This is a genomic window from Mucilaginibacter lutimaris (genome assembly GCF_042676625.1).
GTDB classification, from domain to species: domain Bacteria; phylum Bacteroidota; class Bacteroidia; order Sphingobacteriales; family Sphingobacteriaceae; genus Mucilaginibacter; species Mucilaginibacter lutimaris.
In genome coordinates this window covers 119,240-143,249 of sequence record NZ_JBHTIA010000012.1, presented here as the reverse complement: position 1 = coordinate 143,249, position 24,010 = coordinate 119,240, and the positions used below count along the sequence as shown (strand labels likewise).

Annotated in this window: 21 protein-coding genes; 15 read left to right on the top strand and 6 right to left on the bottom strand. The window is 43.5% G+C overall.

What is annotated here, in order from left to right; translation table 11 throughout:
- Positions 1-141: 141 nt before the first annotated feature.
- The 11 genes from ACFQZI_RS15600 (at position 142) to hisS (ending at position 10,892) form a co-directional block, all read left to right on the top strand.
- The gene (locus ACFQZI_RS15600) at positions 142-1,083 is read left to right on the top strand and encodes an SPFH domain-containing protein (RefSeq protein ID WP_377144054.1); all 942 of its coding nucleotides are present in this window, start codon (positions 142-144) and stop codon (positions 1,081-1,083) included.
- Between the two features lie 25 nt (positions 1,084-1,108).
- Positions 1,109-1,666 carry a DUF922 domain-containing protein gene (locus tag ACFQZI_RS15595; RefSeq protein ID WP_377144052.1) on the top strand — a complete coding sequence of 186 codons (558 nt, stop codon included), beginning with the start codon at positions 1,109-1,111 and terminating at the stop codon, positions 1,664-1,666.
- 154 nt (positions 1,667-1,820) lie between these two features.
- Positions 1,821-2,600 carry a UDP-2,3-diacylglucosamine diphosphatase gene (locus ACFQZI_RS15590; RefSeq protein WP_377144050.1) on the top strand — a complete coding sequence of 260 codons (780 nt, stop codon included), beginning with the start codon at positions 1,821-1,823 and terminating at the stop codon, positions 2,598-2,600.
- Positions 2,601-2,754: 154 nt separating this feature from the next.
- On the top strand, positions 2,755-3,828 hold the full coding sequence (prfA, locus tag ACFQZI_RS15585) for a peptide chain release factor 1 (protein WP_377144048.1): 1,074 nt from the start codon (positions 2,755-2,757) through the stop codon (positions 3,826-3,828).
- Between the two features lie 178 nt (positions 3,829-4,006).
- A complete protein-coding gene (locus tag ACFQZI_RS15580; protein ID WP_377144047.1) occupies positions 4,007-4,951 on the top strand; it encodes an FAD:protein FMN transferase in 945 nt (314 codons plus the stop codon).
- A gap of 166 nt (positions 4,952-5,117) precedes the next feature.
- A complete protein-coding gene (locus ACFQZI_RS15575) occupies positions 5,118-5,459 on the top strand; it encodes a hypothetical protein (protein WP_377144046.1) in 342 nt (113 codons plus the stop codon).
- Positions 5,459-6,337, top strand: coding sequence for a hypothetical protein (locus tag ACFQZI_RS15570; RefSeq protein WP_377144044.1), 879 nt, complete (start codon positions 5,459-5,461; stop codon positions 6,335-6,337). Before ACFQZI_RS15575 ends, ACFQZI_RS15570 begins: the two co-directional genes overlap by 1 nt.
- 1 nt (position 6,338) lies before the next feature.
- Complete coding sequence (locus ACFQZI_RS15565) at positions 6,339-7,022, top strand: response regulator transcription factor (RefSeq protein WP_377144042.1); 684 nt, start codon at positions 6,339-6,341, stop codon at positions 7,020-7,022.
- A 4-nt stretch (positions 7,023-7,026) separates the two neighbouring features.
- A complete protein-coding gene (locus ACFQZI_RS15560; protein WP_377144040.1) occupies positions 7,027-8,367 on the top strand; it encodes a sensor histidine kinase in 1,341 nt (446 codons plus the stop codon).
- A gap of 205 nt (positions 8,368-8,572) precedes the next feature.
- Positions 8,573-9,253 carry an OmpA family protein gene (locus tag ACFQZI_RS15555; RefSeq protein ID WP_377144039.1) on the top strand — a complete coding sequence of 227 codons (681 nt, stop codon included), beginning with the start codon at positions 8,573-8,575 and terminating at the stop codon, positions 9,251-9,253.
- A 265-nt stretch (positions 9,254-9,518) separates the two neighbouring features.
- Entirely contained in the window at positions 9,519-10,892 is a 1,374-nt protein-coding gene (gene hisS, locus ACFQZI_RS15550; RefSeq protein WP_377144037.1) for a histidine--tRNA ligase, read from the top strand.
- A gap of 2 nt (positions 10,893-10,894) precedes the next feature.
- Here hisS and ACFQZI_RS15545 read toward each other — a convergent pair whose 3' ends face one another.
- The 3 genes from ACFQZI_RS15545 to ACFQZI_RS15535 all read right to left on the bottom strand — a co-directional run bounded on the left by ACFQZI_RS15545 (position 10,895) and on the right by ACFQZI_RS15535 (position 15,420).
- Entirely contained in the window at positions 10,895-12,745 is a 1,851-nt protein-coding gene (locus tag ACFQZI_RS15545; protein WP_377144035.1) for a PAS domain S-box protein, read from the bottom strand.
- Positions 12,746-12,826: 81 nt separating this feature from the next.
- Entirely contained in the window at positions 12,827-14,029 is a 1,203-nt protein-coding gene (locus ACFQZI_RS15540; protein ID WP_377144033.1) for a DUF1501 domain-containing protein, read from the bottom strand.
- A gap of 11 nt (positions 14,030-14,040) precedes the next feature.
- Positions 14,041-15,420, bottom strand: coding sequence for a DUF1800 domain-containing protein (locus tag ACFQZI_RS15535; RefSeq protein ID WP_377144031.1), 1,380 nt, complete (start codon positions 15,418-15,420; stop codon positions 14,041-14,043).
- A 79-nt stretch (positions 15,421-15,499) separates the two neighbouring features.
- On the opposite strand from ACFQZI_RS15535, the gene aat reads away from it, so the two are divergent.
- Positions 15,500-16,138: a leucyl/phenylalanyl-tRNA--protein transferase gene (aat, locus tag ACFQZI_RS15530; protein ID WP_377144946.1), complete on the top strand. Its 639-nt coding sequence runs from the start codon at positions 15,500-15,502 to the stop codon at positions 16,136-16,138.
- A gap of 21 nt (positions 16,139-16,159) precedes the next feature.
- Positions 16,160-16,759 (top strand): crossover junction endodeoxyribonuclease RuvC, encoded by a 600-nt coding sequence (gene ruvC, locus ACFQZI_RS15525; protein WP_377144029.1) that lies wholly within the window; start codon positions 16,160-16,162, stop codon positions 16,757-16,759.
- Positions 16,760-16,765: 6 nt separating this feature from the next.
- On the opposite strand, the gene ACFQZI_RS15520 is transcribed toward ruvC, so the two are convergent.
- A complete protein-coding gene (locus ACFQZI_RS15520) occupies positions 16,766-17,290 on the bottom strand; it encodes a 5' nucleotidase, NT5C type (RefSeq protein ID WP_377144027.1) in 525 nt (174 codons plus the stop codon).
- A gap of 212 nt (positions 17,291-17,502) precedes the next feature.
- On the opposite strand from ACFQZI_RS15520, the gene ACFQZI_RS15515 reads away from it, so the two are divergent.
- Complete coding sequence (locus ACFQZI_RS15515) at positions 17,503-19,989, top strand: TonB-dependent siderophore receptor (protein ID WP_377144025.1); 2,487 nt, start codon at positions 17,503-17,505, stop codon at positions 19,987-19,989.
- 2 nt (positions 19,990-19,991) lie between these two features.
- On the top strand, positions 19,992-21,170 hold the full coding sequence (locus ACFQZI_RS15510; RefSeq protein ID WP_377144023.1) for a PepSY-associated TM helix domain-containing protein: 1,179 nt from the start codon (positions 19,992-19,994) through the stop codon (positions 21,168-21,170).
- Between the two features lie 212 nt (positions 21,171-21,382).
- On the opposite strand, the gene ACFQZI_RS15505 is transcribed toward ACFQZI_RS15510, so the two are convergent.
- Both ACFQZI_RS15505 and ACFQZI_RS15500 read right to left on the bottom strand, forming a co-directional pair.
- Positions 21,383-22,405, bottom strand: coding sequence for a 2Fe-2S iron-sulfur cluster-binding protein (locus tag ACFQZI_RS15505; protein WP_377144021.1), 1,023 nt, complete (start codon positions 22,403-22,405; stop codon positions 21,383-21,385).
- Positions 22,406-22,410: 5 nt separating this feature from the next.
- Positions 22,411-23,865 carry an amino acid permease gene (locus ACFQZI_RS15500; protein ID WP_377144019.1) on the bottom strand — a complete coding sequence of 485 codons (1,455 nt, stop codon included), beginning with the start codon at positions 23,863-23,865 and terminating at the stop codon, positions 22,411-22,413.
- Positions 23,866-24,010 lie beyond the last annotated feature (145 nt).

The following is a 24,010-nucleotide window of genomic DNA, read 5'->3' as shown; positions in this document are numbered from 1 at the left end:
TATGTGCCGTCAGGCACTACCGCTTTGTAGTATTTTTTGATCAAATGCTGCGTGCCGTAGGTACGCCCCATCTTCATAAATTAACGAACTACTTGCACCTATTGTTATTAAGCCTATATTTATTAAAAATATAAAGCCTAAATGACAGCAATATCAATTGTAACCTACTTGGTTATTTTCTTCCTTATCATCGTTGTACTATCATCATTTGTAACCGTAAGGCAGGGTACCATCGCGGTGGTAACCGTATTCGGAAAATACCGCCGTATACTTACCCCTGGTTTAAATTTTAAGATCCCGCTCATAGAGCAGATCTACTCCAAAATATCCATCCAGAACCGCTCAGTAGAACTGGAGTTCCAGGCCGTAACTTACGACCAGGCCAATGTATATTTCAAAGCAATGCTGCTTTACTCGGTGCTCGATCAGTCCGAAGAAAGCATCAAAAACGTAGCATTTAAATTTGTGGATGAGCGTAACCTGATGCAGGCCTTGATCCGTACGGTAGAGGGGTCTATCCGCGCGTTCGTTGCTACCAAACGCCAAAGCGAGGTGCTGATATTGCGCCGCGATATTGTGGAACACGTAAAAGAGCAATTAGATACTATTCTTGAGGGTTGGGGTTACCACTTGCAAGATCTCCAACTGAATGATATTACTTTCGACGACATCATCATGAAATCGATGAGCCAGGTGGTGGCATCAAACAACCTGAAGGCTGCTGCCGAGAATGAAGGTCAGGCACTTTTGATCACCAAAACCAAAGCTGCCGAGGCAGAGGGTAACGCCATCAAAATTTCTGCCGAGGCCGAGCGCCAGGCAGCACAGCTACGCGGCCAGGGTATTGCGTTATTCCGCGAGGAAGTAGCCAAGGGTATGACGGTCGCTGCAAAAGAAATGCAGGAAGCCAATATGGATACCTCGGTCATCCTCTTCACCATGTGGACAGAATCTATCAAGCACTTCGCCGAAAATTCAAACGGCAACGTTATATTCCTGGATGGATCTACCGATGGTATGCAGCAAACCATGAAAGAAATGATGGCCTTAAACCTTTTACAGTCAGATAAAGTCAAAAAGTAAAGTTTCACTTTACCATTGGCATTATATGATATTCAAATATTTACGCGCGGTTTGCGCCATAGGCTTGCTATGTATTTTGTTTACCCCGGCAGTGGCGCAGCCGCACCGTTTTTTAACGGCAAATGACTTTCAGGGTGTGCCCCGGCCAAATGGCAGAGGTGTTGTAGCGTATACCAACTGCACTATCGATTTTAAATATCAGGCCAGCCGTAACGATGGTAATTACATTCTGCACGCCAGTGTGCGCCTGTACATGAATAATTATAAATCATGGATAGACCATTCCATGATAAGCAGTAATGAGCAGCTTGCCGAAATATTAAAGCACGAGCAGGGACATTACACTATTGCTTATTTAGAACAGCAAGAAGTATTAAGGGCAATTAACAGGACCCGGTTTACGGCGAACTATCAATACGAAGCTATGAACCTTTTTAACCGGATAGATGCCAAGTATAAGCAACTAAATATTGACTATGACGAGGACACCCGGCACATGGCAGATAAGCAGCAACAGCGCAGCTGGGATATTTACTTTGCCCGCCGCCTGCAATACATGCCGCCCGAGAACGCGAGTTTATAACAATTAGTGATTTAAACACAGTTTATGGTGAGCTTGTCGAACCATTAGTAGATTGGTGATAGTGTACAGGTCTTCGACATGCTCAGGCTGACAAACAGTAAGCTTGCTTCACCCATTTGCCATCTGCCGAATATTCCCGTACTTTTGAAACAATATGCCAACGGGTAAAAATTTATACTTCGCTTCCGATTTTCATTTAGGTGCTAATAGTTACGCCTCATCGCGCGAACGGGAAGACCGTATTATCCGCTGGCTGGATACGATCAGGGATGATGTTGCCGAATTGTTTTTAATGGGCGATGTGTTTGATTTTTGGTTTGAATACAAAACGGTGGTGCCAAAAGGTTATATCCGCTTTTTAGGCAAGCTTGCCCAATTAACCGATGCAGGCGTAAAGCTTTACCTGTTTAAAGGCAACCACGATATGTGGATGTTTGATTATTTTGTACAGGAATTTGGCGCAACCATTATAACCAATGAGCTGGAAATTGAGCGGGGAGGCAAAAAATTTTACCTGCACCATGGCGATGGCCTTGGCCCCGGAGATAGGTTTTATAAGTTTTTGAAAAAGTTTTTTCGCAGCAAAGTTTGTCAATGGCTTTTTGCAAGGTTGCACCCCAACCTGGGTGTTGGCATCGCCAATGCGTGGTCGAGGCAAAGCCGTATTGCAGGGGCTAATGACGCGGAAAAAGTGCAGCACCAGCAGGAGTGGCTGGAGTCGTACTCGCTCGAAGTGTTAAAAAACCGCCATTTTAATTATTTTATTTTCGGGCACAGGCACCTTCCATTAGATATATCGCTGCCCGATAACAGCCGCTACGTTAACCTTGGCGAATGGGTAAATTATAACACCTACGCGGTATTTGACGGGGTTGATCTGAAATTAAAATGGTTTGAGGCCTCACCCAAACCCTCGCCAAAGGAGATGGCTTAAAAAGCATGTCGGGCATTTAGTTCCCTCTCCTTTGGAGAGGGCCGGGGCGAGGCTTTATCTCTTTACAATAGCCTGAATTTATAATGTGCTGATAAATGCGTATTTTTGCATGTTTTTTGCAGTGTATCACTGCAATTGATTTTCAATAAAGAAGATGTTAGAAAAATTAGAGTTAATATACCAACGCTGGAAAAATGTAGAAGGCGAATTAAGCAGCCCTGAAGCTATGGCTGATATGAAGCGTTTTGCCCAGTTGAATAAGGAATATAAAGACCTTGCTAAGATTGTTGACCAGTACAACATTTACAAAAATGTTATGAGCAACATTGAAAGCAACAAAGAAATTTTAGCTACCGAAAAGGACGAAGAGTTTCGCGAGATGGCTAAAACCGAGCTGGATGAGTTGTTGATCAAGCAGGATGAGATGGAAGAAGCCATCCGTTTGATGTTGATACCAAAAGATCCGGAGGACTCTAAAAATGCTATCGTAGAGATCCGTGGTGGTACAGGCGGAGACGAAGCCGCTCTTTTTGCAGGCGACCTTTACCGTATGTACATGCGTTACTGCGAGCGCCGTGGCTGGAAAACCGAATTGGTTGATTACACCGAGGGTACTGCCGGTGGTTACAAAGAGATAGTTTTCAACGTGAACGCCGAAGATGCTTACGGTAACTTCAAATATGAAAGTGGTGTACACCGTGTGCAGCGCGTGCCCGATACCGAAACACAGGGCCGTGTGCATACATCAGCCGCATCTGTAGTAGTACTGCCCGAGGTTGACGAGTTTGACATTGACCTGCAGGTGAGCGATATCCGTAAGGATCTTTTCTGTGCGTCTGGTCCGGGTGGGCAATCCGTAAATACTACGTATTCTGCCGTGCGTTTAACCCACATACCTACAGGTATTGTGGCACAATGCCAGGATCAAAAATCGCAGTTGAAGAACTACGATAAAGCATTACAGGTATTACGTTCGCGCGTTTACGAGATGGAATTGCAAAAACATCTCGAAGAAACTTCTAAAAAGCGTAAAACTATGGTTGCTACAGGTGACAGGAGCGCAAAGGTACGTACTTACAATTACCCGCAAGGCCGCTTAACCGAACACCGCATTGGGCTAACCATTTACAACCTGACAGGCGTTATGAACGGCGACCTTCAGGAAATAATGGAAGCCCTGCAGTTTGCCGAAAATGCCGAGCGCTTAAAAGAAGGTACTGCAGCTTAATATTATTATAATTATAAAATTGAAAGCACCTTTACGGTGCTTTTTTTATTTGTGAAAAATGGGTTTTCATGTCATTTTCATAATGGCCAACTAATTTAGCGTTTATGAGTTGCATTCGGTCGTTACGTTACGTAATGAATGGATACACAAAGTTTAACTGTACGTAACGCTAATATTTATGCTGGCAGTAAAAAATTTAACAGGCGCATCAACCATTATCAGCCGCGAAGCGCGCTTAATAGGCAACAGGTTCGAAATAAGCGTGGTAGCTACCAATACCATTTCGGCACTTGAACGTATAGACAGCGCCTTTGCTGAAATAAGCCGGATAGAGAAATTACTTAGCGCCTTCCCTGAAGACAGCATACTAAACCAGATAAACCGCAACGCGGGTATTGAACCGGTGCGTGTTGATGCGGAGGTTTTCCGTTTGATTGACAGGGCCATGCAAATTTCGGCGCTTACTTATGGCACTTTTGATATAACCTATGCTACAGCAAGCACCATAAGCCTTGACTATAGCGCTGATGCCGGAACCGTTGCCGTTAAACCATTAAAAAAGAGAATTAGTTCAACCAACTATACAAACATTGTTTTAGATCAATCCGCGCAAACCGTGTTTCTTAAAAACAAAGGTATGCGCATTGGTTTCGGGGCCGTTAGCCGTGGCTATGCTGCCGATAGGGCAAAATACATATTGCAAATGGAGGGTGTTAGCAGCGGCGTTATTAATGCAGGCGGCGATTTGCTTACCTGGGGTTTACAGCCCGATAATACCCCCTGGACCATCGCAGCTGCCGAACCATTGCTGGCCAACCAGCCTTACGCTCATATAAATATAAGCGATATGGCAGTAGTTACTTCTTACAATACCGATAAACATACCAGCCATAAAAGATCTGCCGATATAAACCCCGCGAATGGTTTTCCAATCAGCAAAATTAAGAGTGTAAGCATTATTACCCCTACTGCCGAAATGGCCAATGCCATGGCAAACCCGGTTACTGCCATGGGCATAAACAGCGGATTATACTTAATAAATAAGCTAAACCAAATAGCCTGCATTATAGTTGACGACCAGGCCCGTGTTTATACTTCAAAAGATATTAATACAATGATGTAAGCTTTTGCTTATATTAGCCATAACCTATTATAATGTTACCGCGCCATTTAACAGGGATAAAGCCCCCAATATATTGCGCACTTTACACCAATTTATTTTTAAATGAATGCAAGTATATGCTACCCGCATATCTTTGCAAGCTTTCAGCGGTTTCTTTTCTCCAAAAATGACGAAGTGGTTTCTGTATATTGTACTCTTAATGATATTCGCGCCACGCTTGTCATACGCTAAAAACAATTCAGCTTGTAGCGGCAACTCATTATCCGCGTTTTACAATGTATCATTTAACGCCAATTTTGCGTTACAACAACGTGATACAACTGTAACAAAAGGTAAGCAACACCCATCTGAAGAGGATAAGAAGAAAATTAAGGAGATTGCCAAGGCTAAAAAAATGCCGAAGCCAGAAAAAATAGAAGCAGTTGACCCGGCAAAAGTTAAACCTAAACGGCAACGCAGGCCCGAAGGTTTAGAGCGCCCACCAGAAATACCAAGGAGAAACGACTAATGAGATACCTTAGCGCCCTGATATTTATAATGATATGCAATGCAGTAAATGCGGCTTCCCTTAAGCCGGATTTAACCGTATTTAGGTATACCCATGCCGTAACAGATACAGACTCCGTTGTGCGCAAAAACTCGGTATCGGCAGGTATAACTTATGGCAGCGATGCGCTGTTTTTTGGCCGTACCGGGCCTATCAAATACCCGTTCATGACAACGGATGTGATTTTTAACACTAAACCGGGCTTTTTTATTTACGGCTCGGCACTAAAAGTTTTGGGCTACAAGCCGCTGGTTGATGAGATAGACCTTGGCGGCGGTTATTACTACCGCTTATCTAAAAAGTTTACCGGTACGGTAAGTTACACACGCTTTATATTTAATAAGGAAGCCAACATCATTAAATCATCCGCATCAAATGATATCAACTGGAAAAATACCTACGACTGGAAATACCTTAAAACCAGCGCTACAGTAGATTACCTTTTCGGCAAATCATACGATATTTTTACCACCATCAGCAACTCAAAATATTTTGAGAGCAGCTTTAATATTTTTAACGATCAGGATTACCTTTCCATCAACCCATCGGTAAACCTCATTTTCGGTACGCAAAATTTTGTGCAGCGTTACGCATTAGATCACCAGTTTCGCCCCGAGATAGATAACATAGCCCTGCAAAACGAGAACGGCCGCCGTGCCCGTGCAAATGCTAAGTTTAACATGCTTAACTACAGCTTTAAAATCCCGCTGGCTTATAACATGCCACACTACACGCTCGAAGCGTCATACAAATACTCTATACCGGTAAATGTGGAGGGGGCGTTAAAGAACAGGCGCGAATCATTTTTTAATTTCACCTTTTATTACGTCTTTTATTAAGATGAATATACTTATTGTAGAGGACGAAAAGGCGCTTGCCCACGAACTGGAACTTTTCCTGGTAAAAAATAACTACATCTGCGAGATATGTTATAACGGCGCAACCGCATCAGAAAAACTTGCCGTAAACCTGTACGACTTTATATTGCTTGACCTTGGCCTGCCCGATTATGACGGCCTCGACCTGTTGAAGGAAGCTAAAAAAGCCAACCCCGAAGTTGCCTGCATCATCCTTACCGCCCGTGCCGAGGTTAGCGACAGAGTAAAAGGCCTCGACCTTGGTGCCGATGATTACCTGGCCAAACCATTCTCGTTGCTGGAGTTGCAAAGCCGTATGCAGGCCATCATTCGCAGGAAATTTGGGGTGGTGCAAAATATTATTGACCTTGATGGCTTTTTGGTGAACATTACCGACCGTACTATCATGTATCATGTAAACCCGGTAAATACTATCACCAAAAAAGAATTTGACCTGATAGCTTATATGCTGTTGCACAAAAACCGCACGCTTACACGCGCACAGCTAAGCGAACATATTTGGGGCAGCCTTATTAATGACGATTACGACTCTAACTTTATTGACGCCCATATCAAAAACATCCGGAAAAAATTAAGTGCCTTTGCCCCTGCCGAATGGCTGGAAACCGTGCGCGGCCTGGGCTATAGGATAAAAACAAACGTTTAGATATTTGAAACTTAGGACCAAACTAACGCTGTTTAATGCGATATCTAAACTGGTTATCGTAACCCTGTTTATATTGCTCCTGCCCAACATTATCGAAAACATCAATCAAAGCTATACCGATAGCCGCCTGATTAAACAAAAAGACAAGTTTTTAGAGCGGGTAAAGGAAAATGGCATTAAGTTTTATATTGAAGACGGCGAAAATTATGGTAGCTACCTGCCATTAAAGGAGGAATATATAAGCCTTGACGAGGTTGATCCATCATACTTCTTAGATACCATTAAAGATGAACAACGCCTCGTAGAGCGTGATACCATTGATTACAGGATACTTAGCCACACGTTTAAGGTAGGTACACGAAACTACCTGCTGGAGGTAGGTAAAAGCACCGAAAGCATTGGCGAAACAACGGGCCCACTACAAAACATTGCCTTCCAGATCCTGCTGGGGATGATATTGTTGACCATTCTTGCCGATCAAATCTTTTCTACATACATCCTCCGCCCGCTAAGTATCATTATCCGCACCAAATTAATCGGCAATAAGTTCCCGAAGTTTACGGTGTACAAAGAAGTTAAGACAAGTACGGTAGATTTTCAGCAGCTCGACCTGAGTATTCACCGGATGGTTGAAACCATAGAAACGGCTTTTCAAAAAGAGCGCGAGTTTATATCCAATGCATCGCATGAATTGATGACCCCTATCTCTATCCTTCAATCTAAAATAGAGAACATGTTTGAGCAGGATGATGTTGCCGACGAACTAAAACTGCGCCTGATGGAGATGCAGAAGATACTGAACCGTTTAAAGAGCATCACCAAAACGCTATTACTGATATCGCAGATAGAGAACGACCAGTTTCTGAAAGAGGATAAGATAACGGCAAGGGAATTAATAGAAGATGTTAATGAGGAGATCTCTATTCGTTTGCAGGACAAAAACATCAGCCTTAATACCAATATAATTGATGATGCAGAACTTTTGGGTGTAAACAAGTTCCTGCTGTTTAACCTGCTGTTCAATTTGGTTAATAACGCTATAAAATATAACAAGCCCAATGGCGAAATAACCATAACCGCGCAGTGGGATAAAGGCAATTACACCATAAGCGTTGCAGATACGGGCATTGGCATAGCCGATGAGGAAATGCCTTATATATTTAATCGGTTTAAAAAAATGAAGCAATCGCTGTCGCAGGATAGCTTTGGCCTTGGGCTACCCATTGTAAAGTCTATCGCCACGTTTCATCATATTGGTATAACCGTAAACTCCAACCATGGCGTTGGCAGCAAATTCACCTTAACATTCCCTTCAAAAGTTACCGGTAAATCACCGGGTAACTAAACGTTGTACTAAAAAAAAGGCAGCGTTGCACAGCATATTATTTTAGATATTATGCTATAAATGATGTTATTTTCTCAACTCTTAAAAATATGTTGTTATAGTAAGGGTTTATTTTCAAAATAGTGAGATTGGCGTAATAATATGCAGTTTTGGTTTTTGGCATCCGCTTTGCAAATAACCTATTTAAATACACACACAATTCAAGATGAAAACATTAAAATTAAAGATCGCTACATACAGTATAGCATTGGCTTCGTTAGGCATATTAGCTTCGGGCTGTGATTCTCTTACCAAAACCCAAAAAGGTGCCGCAATTGGCGCGGGTGCCGGTGGAACCATTGGTGCTTTTATTGGTAAGGCCGCAGGTAATACCGCATTGGGTGCAATTATTGGTGGTGCCGTTGGTGGTACCGCAGGTGCATTTATTGGCCGTAATATGGACAGGCAGGCTGCCGAAATTAAAAACACTGTACCGGGTGCAACTGTAACCCGCGAAGGCGAAGGTATTTTAGTGAAATTTGATTCGGGTATCCTGTTTGATACCAACTCATCAGAGTTAAAGCCGGCTGCACGTACAAACCTGGCTAACCTGGCTACATCATTACAAAACAACCCGCAAACCAACATTCTTATTGTGGGCCATACCGATGCTACCGGTACCGACGAGTATAACCAAAACTTAAGTGTACGCAGGGCCGAATCTGTAAAATCATACATTGCAGCAAACAACGTAACTAACTCACGTTTAAGCACAAGCGGTAAAGGCGAAAGCGAACCAATTGGCGATAACAATACTGTTGATGGCCGTGCCCAAAACCGCAGGGTTGAAATTGTTATTGTTGCAAACGAAGCCATGAAAAACCAGGCAAAACAAGCCACTAATTAATACTAAGACAAGTTAATAGTTAATCAGGAAAAAGCCCCCCGACGCATCGGGGGGCTTTTCTTTTTTATGGCCTCTCCCGGCCCTCTCCAAAGGAGAGGAGGATAAAAGTTAAACCCTCTTTCCGCCGAAGGCGAAGAGAGGGTGGTCGAGCGAAGCAATGACCGGGTGAGTAAACTCTTGCAGCGGCATATTTCACTAAGTGCTTACTTAGCCTTCTCCTTTCTATGGGGTTTGGGTGAGGCCTCCTTTTTTGTACCTTTGCCGCATGGCATCCATCAAACCATCTGTACCAAAGGGGACCCGCGATTTTTCTCCCGCCGAAATGGCAAAGCGTAACTTTATTTTCGATACTATAAAAAGCGTATTTCGTAAGTACGGTTACCAGCAGATAGAAACCCCTTCGATGGAAAACCTGAGCACCCTTACAGGCAAATATGGTGATGAGGGTGATAAGCTGATATTTAAAATATTAAATAGCGGCGATTTTTTAGCTAAGGCTGATGAACAAGCTCTTGCCACTCGTAACTCGAACCAGGCAACAGCTTCAATATCCGAAAAAGCCCTTCGTTATGATCTTACCGTGCCTTTCGCACGTTACGTGGTACAGCATCAGAATGAGATAACCTTTCCGTTCAAGCGTTTCCAGGTGCAGCCGGTATGGCGTGCCGATAGGCCACAAAAAGGCCGCTACCGCGAGTTTTATCAGTGCGATGCGGATGTTGTAGGCTCACCGTCGTTATTAAACGAGGCGGAGTTTATTATGATCTATGATGAAGCCTTAAGCCTGCTTGGTTTAAAAGATTTCAGCATTAAAATAAACAACCGCAAGATCCTGTCGGGGATTGCGCAGGTTATTGATAAGCACGACAGCATTATAGACATGACCGTGGCTATTGATAAGCTTGATAAAATTGGGTTTGACGGCGTTGTAAAAGAACTTTTGGAACGTGGCTTCAGTCAGGTAGATATTGATACCATAAAACCTATTATACTATTAGAAGGCAGCAACGATGAGAAATTAGCAAGCCTACGCACAGCCTTACAATCATCAGAAACAGGCCTTAAAGGTTGCGACGAGATACAAACCGTGTTTGATTACGTTGCCGCATGTAAGCCATTAACCGCTAAGCTGGAACTGGATATTACCCTTGCCCGTGGATTAAACTATTATACCGGTGCCATCTTCGAGGTGAAAACCAACGAGGTTGCCATGGGAAGCATAGGCGGCGGTGGCCGTTATGACGATCTTACCGGGATGTTTGGCTTAAAGGGACTTACCGGGGCGGGCATCTCTTTTGGTGCCGATAGGATCTATGATGTGTTGGAAGAGCTAAACCTGTTCCCGCAATCGGCAGAACAAAGTACCCAAGTGCTTATTTGCTGTTTTGACGAGCAAGGCGAAAAGTATGGCTTGCCATTACTGCAAAGCCTGCGCAACCAAAATACCAATGCCGAGCTTTACCCTGCGGGCGCCAAAATTAAAAAGCAAATGGAGTATGCCAATAACAAGCAAATTCCGTACACCGTACTTATTGGCAGCGACGAGATGCAGAGTGGTTTGCTTACCTTTAAAGATATGCAAAGCGGCGAACAGGAAAAATTATCTGCAGAAGATATTTTGCGTAGGGTTAAGAAGTAGGTTTAGGTTAAATATACCTTAAAGGTTGTGCCCCTGCCAGGCTCGCTATCAACCTCAATTTTGCCGCCCATTGCCTCTATTTGGTTTTTGGTGATAAAAAGGCCCATGCCCCTGGCATCGCGGTTGCCGTTAAAGGTTTTGTACATACCAAATAAATCGTTCCCGTGTTTCTTCAGGTCTATGCCTATACCATTATCGGTAACTGTAAAGCCTTGTTTACCGTTTTCCACAAAATAATCTATAATTATTTGGGGCTGCCCTGTAGCAGTGCGGTATTTAATAGCATTACTTACCAGGTTTAAAATAATGCTTTCTAAATAGGCCGGGCTATAAACTAATGCCTTATCGGCCGGTATACGGTTATCAATATCAATACCATACAGGCTGATATCATTATTCAATAATGCGATAGCGCGTTTAAAGTATGTTAGCAGGTCAACTTCAGATTTTTGTATATCTGTATTGGTTTGTATCGATACCACTTCGTTAAGGTTGGTTATGGTCTCGTTCAACTGGTCAGACACCCGCGTTAAATGCGCCGATAGTTCCTTTTTTTCTTCCTCGCTGGTGGCAGGGTCGGCCAACACATCCATTATCATTTTAAAGTTGCTGGCGTGGGTGCGCAAATTATGCGATACGATGTACGCGAAGTTAAGCAAGCGGTTATTTTGACCGCTTACTACATTAAGTGTTTCGCGCAGTTGCTGCTCCTGTTGTTTCTGTTCCGTAATGTCGGTATGGGTGCCTATAATGCGCGCGGGTTTATTGTTCTTATCGTATTCAATAACCTTTCCCCTGTCCAATATCCATTTATAAGTGCCGTCTTTACATAAAACCCGGTGTTGGTTGGTATACATACCTGTTTTACCGTCAATGTAGTCCTTAACGTCATTTACATACTTCTCCCTGTCGTCGGGGTGTACAAGAGCGGTCCACTGCCCGGGTATATTACTAAAATCGTGTTCATCCAGCCCTATCATGCTCAGGCATTGTTTGGAGTGGAAAATAGTGTTATTTACCAGGTCGAGGTCCCAGATCCCACCGCCCGATCCCTCTGATGCAAATATCCAGCGGCGTTCGCTTTCGCGCAGTAACTGTTCGTTGTGTTTACGTTCGGTAATATCTTTTATTTGCGATACAAAGTATAAGGGTTCTTCTGATTTGTCGCGTACAAGAGCCACATGTAGTAAAGTCCATATGATAGAGCCATCTTTTTTCAGATAGCGTTTCTCCATTTTATAAGAGTTTATCTCTTTATCGAGGGTGCGTTGCAACAGGGTAAGATCGGCCTCTAAATCGTCCGGGTGGGTTATTTCCTGAAATGTTTTGGTCATCATTTCTTCTGCAGTGTAACCAAGCAGTTCGCAAATGCTCTTGTTTACCTGTAAAAAATTACCCCCTACAGAAACCAGCACCACGCCAATAGGCGAATATTCAAAAGCGTTCCTGAAAGTTTTTTCGCTTATCTCCAGCGTTTGCTCAGTTTGTTTTTTTCCGGAGATATCAATGTGACAACCCACCATGCGTACAGGCGTGTTGTTATCCCATTCAATTACACGGCCCGTGGTATTTATCCACAGTACCGAACCGTTTTTATGGCGGTAGCGTACATCAATATTAAAGGGTTTTAGGCCGCGGCTGTCATAATGCTCTTTAAGGCAGGCATCCATGCGGGCTACATCTTCGGGAACAATAAGCTTAGCCCACGTGGCTGTGGTATTCTCCAGCTCGTTGTCCTGGTAGCCAAACATGGCTTTGAAGGCAGCGCTCAAAATCACTACATCTTCCTGTAAATAACAGTCCCAATAACCCGCAAGGGTTTCTTCCAGGATTATCTTATAAATGTTCTCCATTAATGGGGTATCGCGTAATATTAACGGTAACCCAATATACAATTAATTGGCGATAAATAATATATGAGCGTTACTGGTTAACTATACGAAGTTTAACCCTGTAAAGTTTTTAGTTAGTATCCGGCTATTGTTAACGTTAAGCCATTTATCAAGCAGGGTAGCGTAAACATCCCTAAAATCTATCTCGTATTTAAGATCGCCATTATCTAAGGCAGATAAGTTGGGAGCATTATTGTAAATCCCCGGCTTATTTAGCTTTCCGCCAAATATCATTACATTGTTTGCTGTGCCATGGTCGGTGCCGTTGCTGGCGTTTTGTTCAACACGGCGGCCAAATTCAGAAAATGTTATTACCAGCGTATCGTTCAGTTTGCCGGCTTGTTTAAGGTCTTTGATAAACGCGGCCATAGCATCGCCATAAATTTTTAATTGTCGGCCTTGTTGGTTTTGTTGTTGGGTATGCGTGTCGAACCCGCTTAAGGATACATAATAAACCCTTGTTCTTAATCCTGAATTTATAAACTTAGCCACGCTTTTAAGCTGCCCGGCAAAAGCCGACTGTGGATATTGCGCATTACTGTTGTACGTTTTGCTGGTTTGCTGAATATAATTTGCCGACGATGAGGTTTCGATCATAGTTTTATACAAATAACCAAGGTTGTCCTCGCTCAGGTGTGCCGCATCATGCTCGTTAACCAGTTCTTTAAAGAACGGTTCGCGGGTTGACTGATAGAGTTTTGCCGGGTTTTGCACCGCTATGCCTTTCATTTTAGCGCCTTTCATAGCCAAAGAAAGGGTGTCGTCAACTTCCACTGCTGTATAAGGGTCTTTGTTAATAGTGCAGTTGGCATCCAGGTAACGCCCTATCCAGCCGGTGGTTAAAAACTGGTCGGATGCGCTACCCGTTTGCCATATATCCATCGAACGGAAATGTGATCTGTCGGGATTTGGATAACCAACAGAATTGATGATGCTCATCCACCCCTGGTCGTAAATTTCTCTAAGCGACGACAAATTAGGATTTAGGCCTTGCATATCGTTTAGCTTGATAATATCGGGCTGCTTTATGGCAATAGTATTGCGCTTCTGGTAGTAAATATCATTACCATAAGGCACAATTGTATTTAACCCATCATTACCGCCCGATAGCTGGATGATCACCAGATTTTTATATCCGGTTAGCTGCTCCGAAGCCAAAGTTTCCAGTGGTTTCAAAAACGATGGGATCAGGAACGCGCCCGATGCAAGCGTAGTACTTTTTAAAAAATCTCTTCTTTTCATCATTCAATTATTTATTAGCATAATTGATATTCGGGGGTAGATACCAGTTCTATCACCATAGATCTTACGTCGGTAGAGCGGTTTACTATGGCCATTAAATTGCTGTTTAGCGCGGGAGCTAAAAGTGCACCCGCTATGCTTGCCTTTGATATATTTGCCGGTATCCCACTCAAAAATTTATCCCAGTTTGGTTGCGATTGTACTTGGGTATTTACTGCATTACGTTTACTAACGTTCATGGCCAAAAAGGCTTCATCTTCGGGGTCGGCCTTGCCTTTAAAAGCTATTACGCCATCATTTAAAACGGTTGAGGGGATCTTTAAACGAAACATTAGCGATGAACTATCTATCCAGCTTTTGCCACCAGGCCACCCGGCAACATTTGGCGGGTAAAATAGCACCTGCCCAAGGGCGCGTTCAAACTGCATTAATATCTCGGGATTTTTATAACTAATGTAAAACTGGCGGTTAAGGCCAACAATAAAATCAACGGGGGCTTTAATAAGGTTACCGGTGTTTTTATCGGCATAAAACCAATCGGCAGTAAGCACAAATTTTAAAAGCTTGCTTATATCATAACTGCTGCCGTAAAATACATCGGCCATGGCATTTATGTTTTTAGCCTCGGGCATATCGTTCACCAGATATTTATAAAGTTTGGTGCAAATAAAGCGGGCGGTTTCTTTTCTTTCTAATAGTGTGTTGATGATATCCTCGCCGGTGAAAGCGCCGCTTTTACCTAAAAAAACTTTTTCCCCATCGTCATGTAAAGCCTTGCGTTCTACAAACGCGCCGTTATTATTAAAGCCCCAGCCGGTAAACGCCCGTGCCGATTCTTTTACGTCATGCTCGGTGTAGTTGCCACGGCCAATGGTAAAAAGCTCCATAAGTTCGCGCGCGAAATTTTCGTTAGGATGGCCTTTTTTATTTTGCTGATTATTTAAAAACTGCAGCATGGCCGGTGATTTGGATACCTCTAACAACAATGTTTTGAAATTACCGAGGGCATGTGTGCGGTGTATATTATTAAGCTGTTGGGCGTAAAAAGCATTTTGTGTACGGCAGGCAAAATGATTATGCCAAAACAGGGTCATCTTTTCGCGCAGTTGTGAGTCAGTGGTACTCATTTGTGTTATCCAGCCGGTGTTTAGGTCTTTCTCTAACTGGCGCTGTTGCTGCATAAACATCTTTTTGGTGAGCGAGTCGGCTTTTGCGGCATCATTATAAGTTTCATTGCCGTCAATCACGGTGAGTGGTTGTATGCCTGAAGATGATTTAAAAAGATCTTCAACCGCGTGTTTAACCGACAGGCCTTTAATGTGCTCAAGGCCCGATATACTAAGGCCGAAGCCGCCCCTGCAGTATAAATGCTTTATCCTGTTTATGTTATCCATTGGTTAAGTATGACAACCTGTTTAAGTTATGGTTTAATATATTATGAAACAAAGCGCACATAAGCTTAATTTTGCGTTGATGATATTCAGGCTTGATGAACGTTTGCTGTTCCCGGACCCCACACTTGCCGAAGATGACGGGCTTTTAGCTGTTGGCGGCGATCTTTCTACCGGGCGGTTATTATTAGCCTACCAGAACGGTATCTTCCCCTGGTATAGCGAGGACGAACCCATCCTGTGGTATTCGCCGCACCAGCGGTTTGTATTGTATCCCGGCGAACTCAGGGTTTCCAAATCGATGGGTAAAGTATTGCGATCAGGCATGTTTGCCATTACCACCAATACCAGCTTTAATGACGTGGTTGAAGCCTGCTCTGCCATTAAACGCGAAGGGCAGGACGGTACCTGGATAACCAATGATATGAAAGCCGCGTACGCCGAGTTACACCGGCAGGGCCATGCCAACTCAGTTGAAGTTTGGCATGATGATCAGCTGGTTGGCGGTTTATACGGTGTAAATGCCGGTAATGTTTTTTGCGGCGAAAGCATGTTCAGTTTGGTTAGCAATGCCTCAAAAGCGGCGCTTATATGGCTGATTAACACCCAGCGATACCAATTGATAGATTGCCAGGTTTACACTGAACATTTGGAGAGCATGGGAGCCCGCATGATACCGCGCGAAGATTATATGGCCATGCTGCGTAATTCTGTTGGTTAAACCTTAGTTTTGTAAACAGAGATGATAGAGCAGGCAAACCACAAAGAGCGAATTATATTAGGCATTGACCCTGGTACATCTGTAATGGGTTATGGGCTGGTGCTGGAGAAAGGGCCTAAAATTGAGCTGATAAGCCTTGGCGTGGTTAAGATGGATAAGATTGACGACCATATGCTTAAATTACAGCGCATCTTCGAAAAAACAGTAGCCCTGATAGATAATTACAAACCCGATTGCTTGGCTATTGAAGCTCCTTTCTACGGGAAAAACATCCAGGTGATGTTAAAGCTTGGCCGCGCGCAGGGTGTATGTATGGCCGCAGCGCTATCACGCAATGTGGTGATAACCGAATATGCTCCCCGCAAAATAAAACAATCTATCACCGGGAATGGCAGCGCCACCAAGGAGCAGGTATCAGCCATGCTGCAAACCATCCTTAAGTTTAATGAAACGCCCGAATTTTTAGACGCTACCGATGGTTTAGCCGTTGCGGTATGCCATTCCTTTCAGAAAATACCGGTTGCGCGTGGCGGCAAGGTTACCAGTAAAAAGAGCCATTCGGGCTGGGAGGCGTTTGTGAAAGATAATGCATCGCGGGTAAGTATTGCTCCTAAAAAGTAGCAGAAGCTATAATAGCATTGCGCGTATTTCCTGCCAGTTATTTACACGTACATCCCATTCCACGTGATGGTTATGTGCTGCTGTAAATAAAATGCCTTGCCCAATAAAGCGTTTAAAATGTTTTACATTATCATCTATCAGGTAATCGGCATTAATGATGCTCTTATCGCCGCAAAACACAATATTGGTCCACGAGATGTAAGGGAAATGTTCGCCAAGCCAGGCAAGTTTTGGCAGCAACGAGTTGGGGAATTCCATTGCCGCGGTGGTGAAAAATATTTCGTATTTCTCGTGCAGGTCTTTTATTACTTCCTTGCAGCCCGGAATAACGGCAAGGTCCTTAAAAAAGTCATCGTGGAAAACATACTTTTTAGAAATACCACGATGTACAGGGTCTATTAAATCTTCGAAAGTGTGCGCGTGAAGTTGTTCGGGTGTAAATTGTGTGCCGTAATCGCGTGTGTACCACTCGGCAAAACGCAAATGGGCATCGGCAACAACTTCATCCATATCAATAGCTATTCTTTTCATAGTGTGTCAATTGCACACAAATATAACTCCAATAGGGGCACAAATTGTTTATAATTATTCTAAATAAGTTGCATAACAAATAGATGTCTTATATATTTGCGGCATTATTTATAATTAGTCTTAATAAGAATGGAGGCATCAATAAGATCAGGTTTGCCAAATAGAGTTGATCTTATGACATCCGTTAACATATCCCTTAAAAACAATATATAATGAATAAACCACTCCTTAATTTTTTCAAACTATTTACAGCAGCTTTAATGCTGCTCATTCTCATGCTCCCGGTTAGCCTGTTTGCGCAAAGCAGGGGTACCATAAAAGGTAAAGTAGTAACCATTGCTAATCAACCTGCTGATAATGTATCTATAGGTTTAGAGGGCACAGGTTACGGAACCGCCACTACAGGGTCGGGCGAATTCACAATTAAAGCGCCGGCAGGCTCATACACCATTATAATTTCATATGTAGGTGTAGAACGTGTAGAAATGCCTGTTACTGTAATAGCCGGACAAATTACCACAGTGCCAACTATAACTGTTCGTGCAAGCCAGGCACAATTAGCAGAGGTTAACGTAATAGCTAATAGGGCAAACCGTTTTACCCGTAAAATAAGTGCTGATGTAGCTAAAATTCCGTTGAGCAACCTTGAAAATGCCCAGAGCTACAGTGTTGTTACCAGCGAGCTTTTGAAAGAGCAAAACGTTTTTAACGTTGAAGACGCACTTAAAAATGCACCCGGTATACAAAAGATGTGGGATGCTACCGGCCGCGCAGGCGATGGCGGCGGTTACTTCACCCTGCGTGGTTTTGTTACCCAAACGCGTTTACGTAATGGCATTGCAGGTTTAGTTACCAGCGGTATCGATGCAGTTAACATTGATAAAATTGAAGTGATAAAAGGGCCATCGGCTACATTATTTGGCAGCACCTTAACCTCATTCGGCGGCCTGGTGAACAGGGTCACTAAAAAGCCATATGACGCATTCGGCTTAGAAATTGGCCAATCGGTAGGTAGTTATAAACTCAACCGTACCACTATTGACCTTAATACGCCAATTGGGTCAAACGTGGCGTTTCGTTTAAACGCTGCGCATAACTATGAAGGAAGTTTCCAAAATTATGGTAAAGGCCGCAATTTCGCGGTTGCTCCAAGTTTATCTATTAAAGCAAATGATAAACTATCATTCCTTTTAGAATCAGAAATATTTGTGGGACGCAATTCAGCTAAACCTTTCTTTTTCTTTTATGATTCGCCACTTGCATTGGGCGTAAATAAAGTGAGCGATCTTAACATTAACTATAAGAACGCTTATGTAAACGACGATATTCAATCGTTTAGCCGCAGTACAAATTATTTTGCTACTGTAAACTATAAATTTTCAGACAAGTTAAAATCGCAAACCGTTTTTTCTTCAACAAACAGTTACTCTAATGGTGCAAGTCCTTACTTTTATCTGATCACTGATGAAACAGCTATAGCGCTTACCACAGATCCGGCTACAAATACAAGCCCATATCCCAATCTTCCGGGCCAGGCAAACTATATTTACCGTAACGACCAGTCTACCTATCATAGCAAGCTGAACGCAATAGAGATACAAGAAAACATTAACGGCGATTTTAATATTGGTATAACCCGTCACCGCTTTGTGTTTGGTTTAGATTTTCAGCGACAAAACTCAAACCAAATTTATTATGGCGGCTCATACGGTATAGCGCCTATAAATGATCCTAATTATGATTATGGCTCGTTTAATAAAACATTAGTTGATGCTAACGTTTATAACCCGGCAGTTGCCTACCCATATATTTACAAAACCAACACGTACAGTGCTTATGCATCTGACGTGGTGAACATCACTGACAGATTTATAGCCACCGTAGGTTTACGTGTAGATCGCTTTGAGAACAAAGGCAACTATAGCGTTACTGGAACTCAAACATCAAAGCCATTTAATCAAACGGCATTTTCACCAAAATTTGGCTTAATCTTCCAGCCGGTTAAAGATGCACTTTCGTTGTTCGCAAACTACCAGAACGGTTTTCAAAACCTGAGCCCTTATACCGATGCCGGCGGCCAAACCATCGCCCCTAAAATTCAAAACGCTAACCAAATAGAAGGAGGTGTTAAGATGGCACTGTTTAATGGTAAACTAAACGGTACCGTAAGCTATTACCGTATAAACCTTACAAATGTTTTACGCACGTTGCCTGGTTCTGGCGGTGGCCAGCCAATACAGGTACAGGATGGAACGCAGTTGAGCAAAGGGTTTGAAGCTGAGGTAATAGCCAATCCTATAGCATCTGTTAATATAGTTGCAGGTTTTGCCTACAACGATTCAAAATTTACAAAATCTGATGCAGATGTACAGGGCCTTCGCCCAAATACGGCAGGTTCGCCCTACCTGGCCAACTTTTACGCCAGCTACCGTTTACCGGTAACAGAACTTAAAGGTTTGGGCATTGGGTTTGGCGGTAATTATGCCAGCGCAAACAAAATCATCAACAGTGTTAGCCAGGGTAGCTTTGAGCTACCTGCCTACACGGTGTTAAACGCAAACCTGTTTTACGACAGGTCGAAATATCGCGTTGGTTTAAGTGTTAATAACTTGGCTAACAAAGAATATTATACAGGTTATACAACAATTAACCCGCAAAGGTTGCGTCAGTTTGTGTTAAGTGCATCGTATAAACTATAAGCATGACCCCATTTAAAAAAGTATTACTTTTTTGCCACCGCTGGCTCGGATTAATTTCCGGGCTTGTGGTGTTTATTGTGAGCATTACAGGCTGTATATTCTGCTTTCAAGATGAGATACAGGATGCCATGTATGATTATAGGCACGTTGAGGTGCAAAATAAGCCGTACCTGAAGCCAAGCGATCTAATTAATATTGTGGCACAAAAGCACCCAAAGGCATCAAGCGATTATATTATTTATTACGGTGCAGACCGCCCCGCGGGTGTGATGGCCAACTTGGGCAAAGAGGGCTTAAAATATGTGTATATGAACCCATATACAGGCCAGGTTACTCATACAGATTCCCCGCAAACCAACTTTTTTATTATAGTAGAGTACATCCACCTTTACCTGTTGCTGCCACCGGCCATTGGTAAATGGATAGTGGGTGTATCTGTTATTATTTTTATGGTCATAATGGTTACGGGCCTCATTCTTTGGTGGCCCAAACGTAAAACCGACCGCAAGCGCAGTTTTACCATAAAATGGGGCGGCCGCTGGCGCAGGGTTAATTACGACCTGCATAATGTGCTTGGTTTTTACGCTACAGCTATTGCCATGATACTGGCTATTAGCGGCCTTGCCATAGCGTTTGAACCTGTAAGCAGAGCCATTTATAATATGGCTAATGTAGGCAATGGCATTAAGTATGAAGATGAAGTAACCGAGCCGAAATCAGATTCTCTTAAAACATCGGGTATTGCAAAGCAGCCTGTAGTTGATATAGCTTTCGCGCACGCCAGGCAGCAATCGCCAAATGCCGAAATGTTTTTGATCCATAATGATCCTGCCGTATCCGGGGCTATAGGCGTTGGAGCTTACCCAAAGTCGCTGCATTATGCTAAGGCCACCGGGTTAGAATTTGATAAATATAACGGGAGAGTACTTAAATCCTACATCTACGATAAAAAAAGCCCCGGGCTTAAGCTAACAGAAATGAATTATGATATTCATGTAGGGCAAATTGGTGGGCTTACTACCAAGATCATCGCTTTTTTGGCCAGCTTAATATGTGCCAGCCTACCTATAACCGGTTTTATCATCTGGCTGGGTAAACGCAAAAAGAATAGATCGAAAACTGGAAAAGCCCGGGTTGCCGTGCATCATAAAACACACAGGCGGGCGGTGCAGAGCGTTTAAAAGTTAAACATAAGCCAGGAATAAGCATTTAGGCCACAGAGATTATTCTTTGTGGCCTTTTATATTACCCATTTTGTCATGCTGGACGATAGCGAAGCATTTTATCTTGCTAGGCATCTTTAAGTGCACAGCCCAATAATAGTTCCTTCGCTATCGCTCAGGATGACAATTTTTTTTGATGCCAACTGTCCACTGCTTACAACCAACAGAAACTATCTGTACTCCACTTCCACATCATCCGTTAACGCGTGGCCGGTACAGGTGAGGATCCAGCCCTTAGCGATGTCATCATCTGTTAGTACTTCGTTTTTGGCCATTTCTACCTTGCCTGTTTTACAGAATGCCACACAAGCCGAGCATATACCACTACGGCAGCTGTAAGGTAGCCTAATGTTGTTTTGCAACGCGGCCTGTAGTATAGACTGATTTTCGCCCTGAACCAGGTCATGTACCTCACCCTCATAATTGATGCGAATGTTTTTTGGCGCATAGTTGGTTTGGCTGCCGGTAACAGGTACGGTTTCCAGCACAAAGTTCTCTTTATGTATCTGTTGTGAATGGATGCCCATATACATAAGGGTAAGCCTAATCATGCGCATATATACAAACGGCCCGCACAGGTAAAAATCGGCTTGGGTTTTGTCAAAATTCAATTGCTCTTTCACCAACTGCTCTACCCGGATATTGGTTAGGCGGTTAGCCTCGCTGCTTAATAAATATGTAATGGTAAACCTATCCGGATATGCCGAGAGCAATTCGTTCAGTTCATTATTAAATAAAACACCTTGTTTGTTTTGGGAACTGTAAATAAGGTGCAATTTGCTTTTGCCGGGGCGGTTAAGGACATATTTTATCTGCGAAAATATAGGTGTGATACCACTGCCCGCTGCAAAAAATACAAGGTCCTTCTCGTCCTCGTAATTATTAACAGTAAATACACCGGCCGGCGCTACCACGTTTAACACATCGCCAATATTAACCTTGGTAAGCAAAAAGCGCGAGATCTCGCCATTAGTAATGCGTTTTACGGTAATGGCAAGCCGCTCATCATCCGGCGATGAGCTTAACGAGTAAGAGCGCCTTATCTCCTGGTTGTGGTGATTAAATACCAGTGTAAGAAATTGCCCTGCCTTGTACACCGGTTTATGCCCAATGGCTTTTACAAGGTAAAAGGTAGCCGTATCCGGCAGTTCCCATTTTATTCCGTCGACACGTAATTGCAGTAGATCTGCCATTTATATTATTCCTTTTTTGCAGCCATCGCTTTTCGCATTACGCTGTTCTTTTTGCCGTAGGTAAAGTAAATAGCCAAACCAATTGCCAGCCAAATAATAAGCCTTAACCAGGTATCGCCTGGTAAAAACGTCATCATGGCAAAACAGGTTAAGATCCCCAATATCGGCACCAAAGGTACAAACGGCGTTTTAAACGGGCGGTGTACGTCGGGTTGTTGTTTACGCAATATAAGCACTCCGGCGCATACCATTACAAAAGCAAGTAAAGTGCCAATGCTGGTCATTTCGCCAACTACACGGATAGGCACAAAAGCCGCGAATATAGATATGAACACACAAAGCAAAATGTTGGACTTCCACGGCGTGCGGAACTTATGGTGTACTTCTGAGAATACTTTGGGCAGCAGGCCATCTTTAGACATAGAGAAAAATACGCGCGACTGGCCTAAAAGGTCAACCAGTATCACCGAGGTATATCCTATTAATATTGCCAGTACAATAGCTTTGCTTAACCATTGGTAATGCGTTTTTTCGATAGCGATTGCCACCGGCGCGCCCGAGCCGATGAACTCTTTATAATTGGCCATCCCCGTCATCACATGCGCAAAGATCACAAACAGGATGGTACATACAACTAATGAGCCGATGATGCCTATGGGCATGTTGCGCTGCGGATTCCTGGCTTCCTGCGCGGCGGTAGATACGGCATCAAAGCCGATGAATACAAAGAAAACCAGCCCGGCGCCTCTCAATATCCCCGACCAGCCATAATCGCCCCAAACGCCTGTATTTTGCGGTATATAGGGGTGATAGTTTGCCGGGTTAATGAATGACCAGCCCACTGCGATAAATACCAGTACCACCCCAACTTTTAAACTCACAATTATGGCGTTGATAAGCGCCGAGCCCTTTGTACCACGGATGATGATACTGGTAACCAATACAACAATAAGCGCTGCAGGCAGGTTAATAATACCGCGCACCACATCGCCATTGGCCGCCTTTGAGGTTTCAAATGGTGACAGGATTAGTTGCGGTGGCAGGTACAGGTCAAACCAGGATAAAAACTTGGTGAGATATTGCGACCAGCTGATAGCGACCGTGGCCGCGCCAACGGCGTACTCCAGCATCAGGTCCCAGCCGATGATCCAGGCAAAAAGCTCGCCCATGGTGGCGTATGAATAAGTGTAAGCACTGCCTGCAACAGGTATCATGGCAGAAAACTCGGCATAACAAAGCGCCGCAAACGTACAACCCAAAGCGGCAATTAAAAAAGATATGGTAACCGCCGGGCCCGAGTGTTGGCCTGCAGCTATGCCCGTTAAGGAGAATAACCCGGCGCCGATGATTATGCCTATCCCGATGAGGATAAGGTTAACAGGGCCAAGCGAACGTTTAAGAGAGTTGTCTCCTACTTCTTCCGATTCTTTCAGGAGAAGCGCGATGGGTTTTTTGATCATGCTACAATAAAGTCCACAAAATTAGTGGATTATTAGTTAAAGCCTAATTAATAGTGGCGTAGGGTTAAAACTTGAGGGTTGTGTGACTAAGCCTCTCCCTAGCCCTCTCCGAAGGAGAGGGAGCTAAAACCCTCTTGCGAAGCAG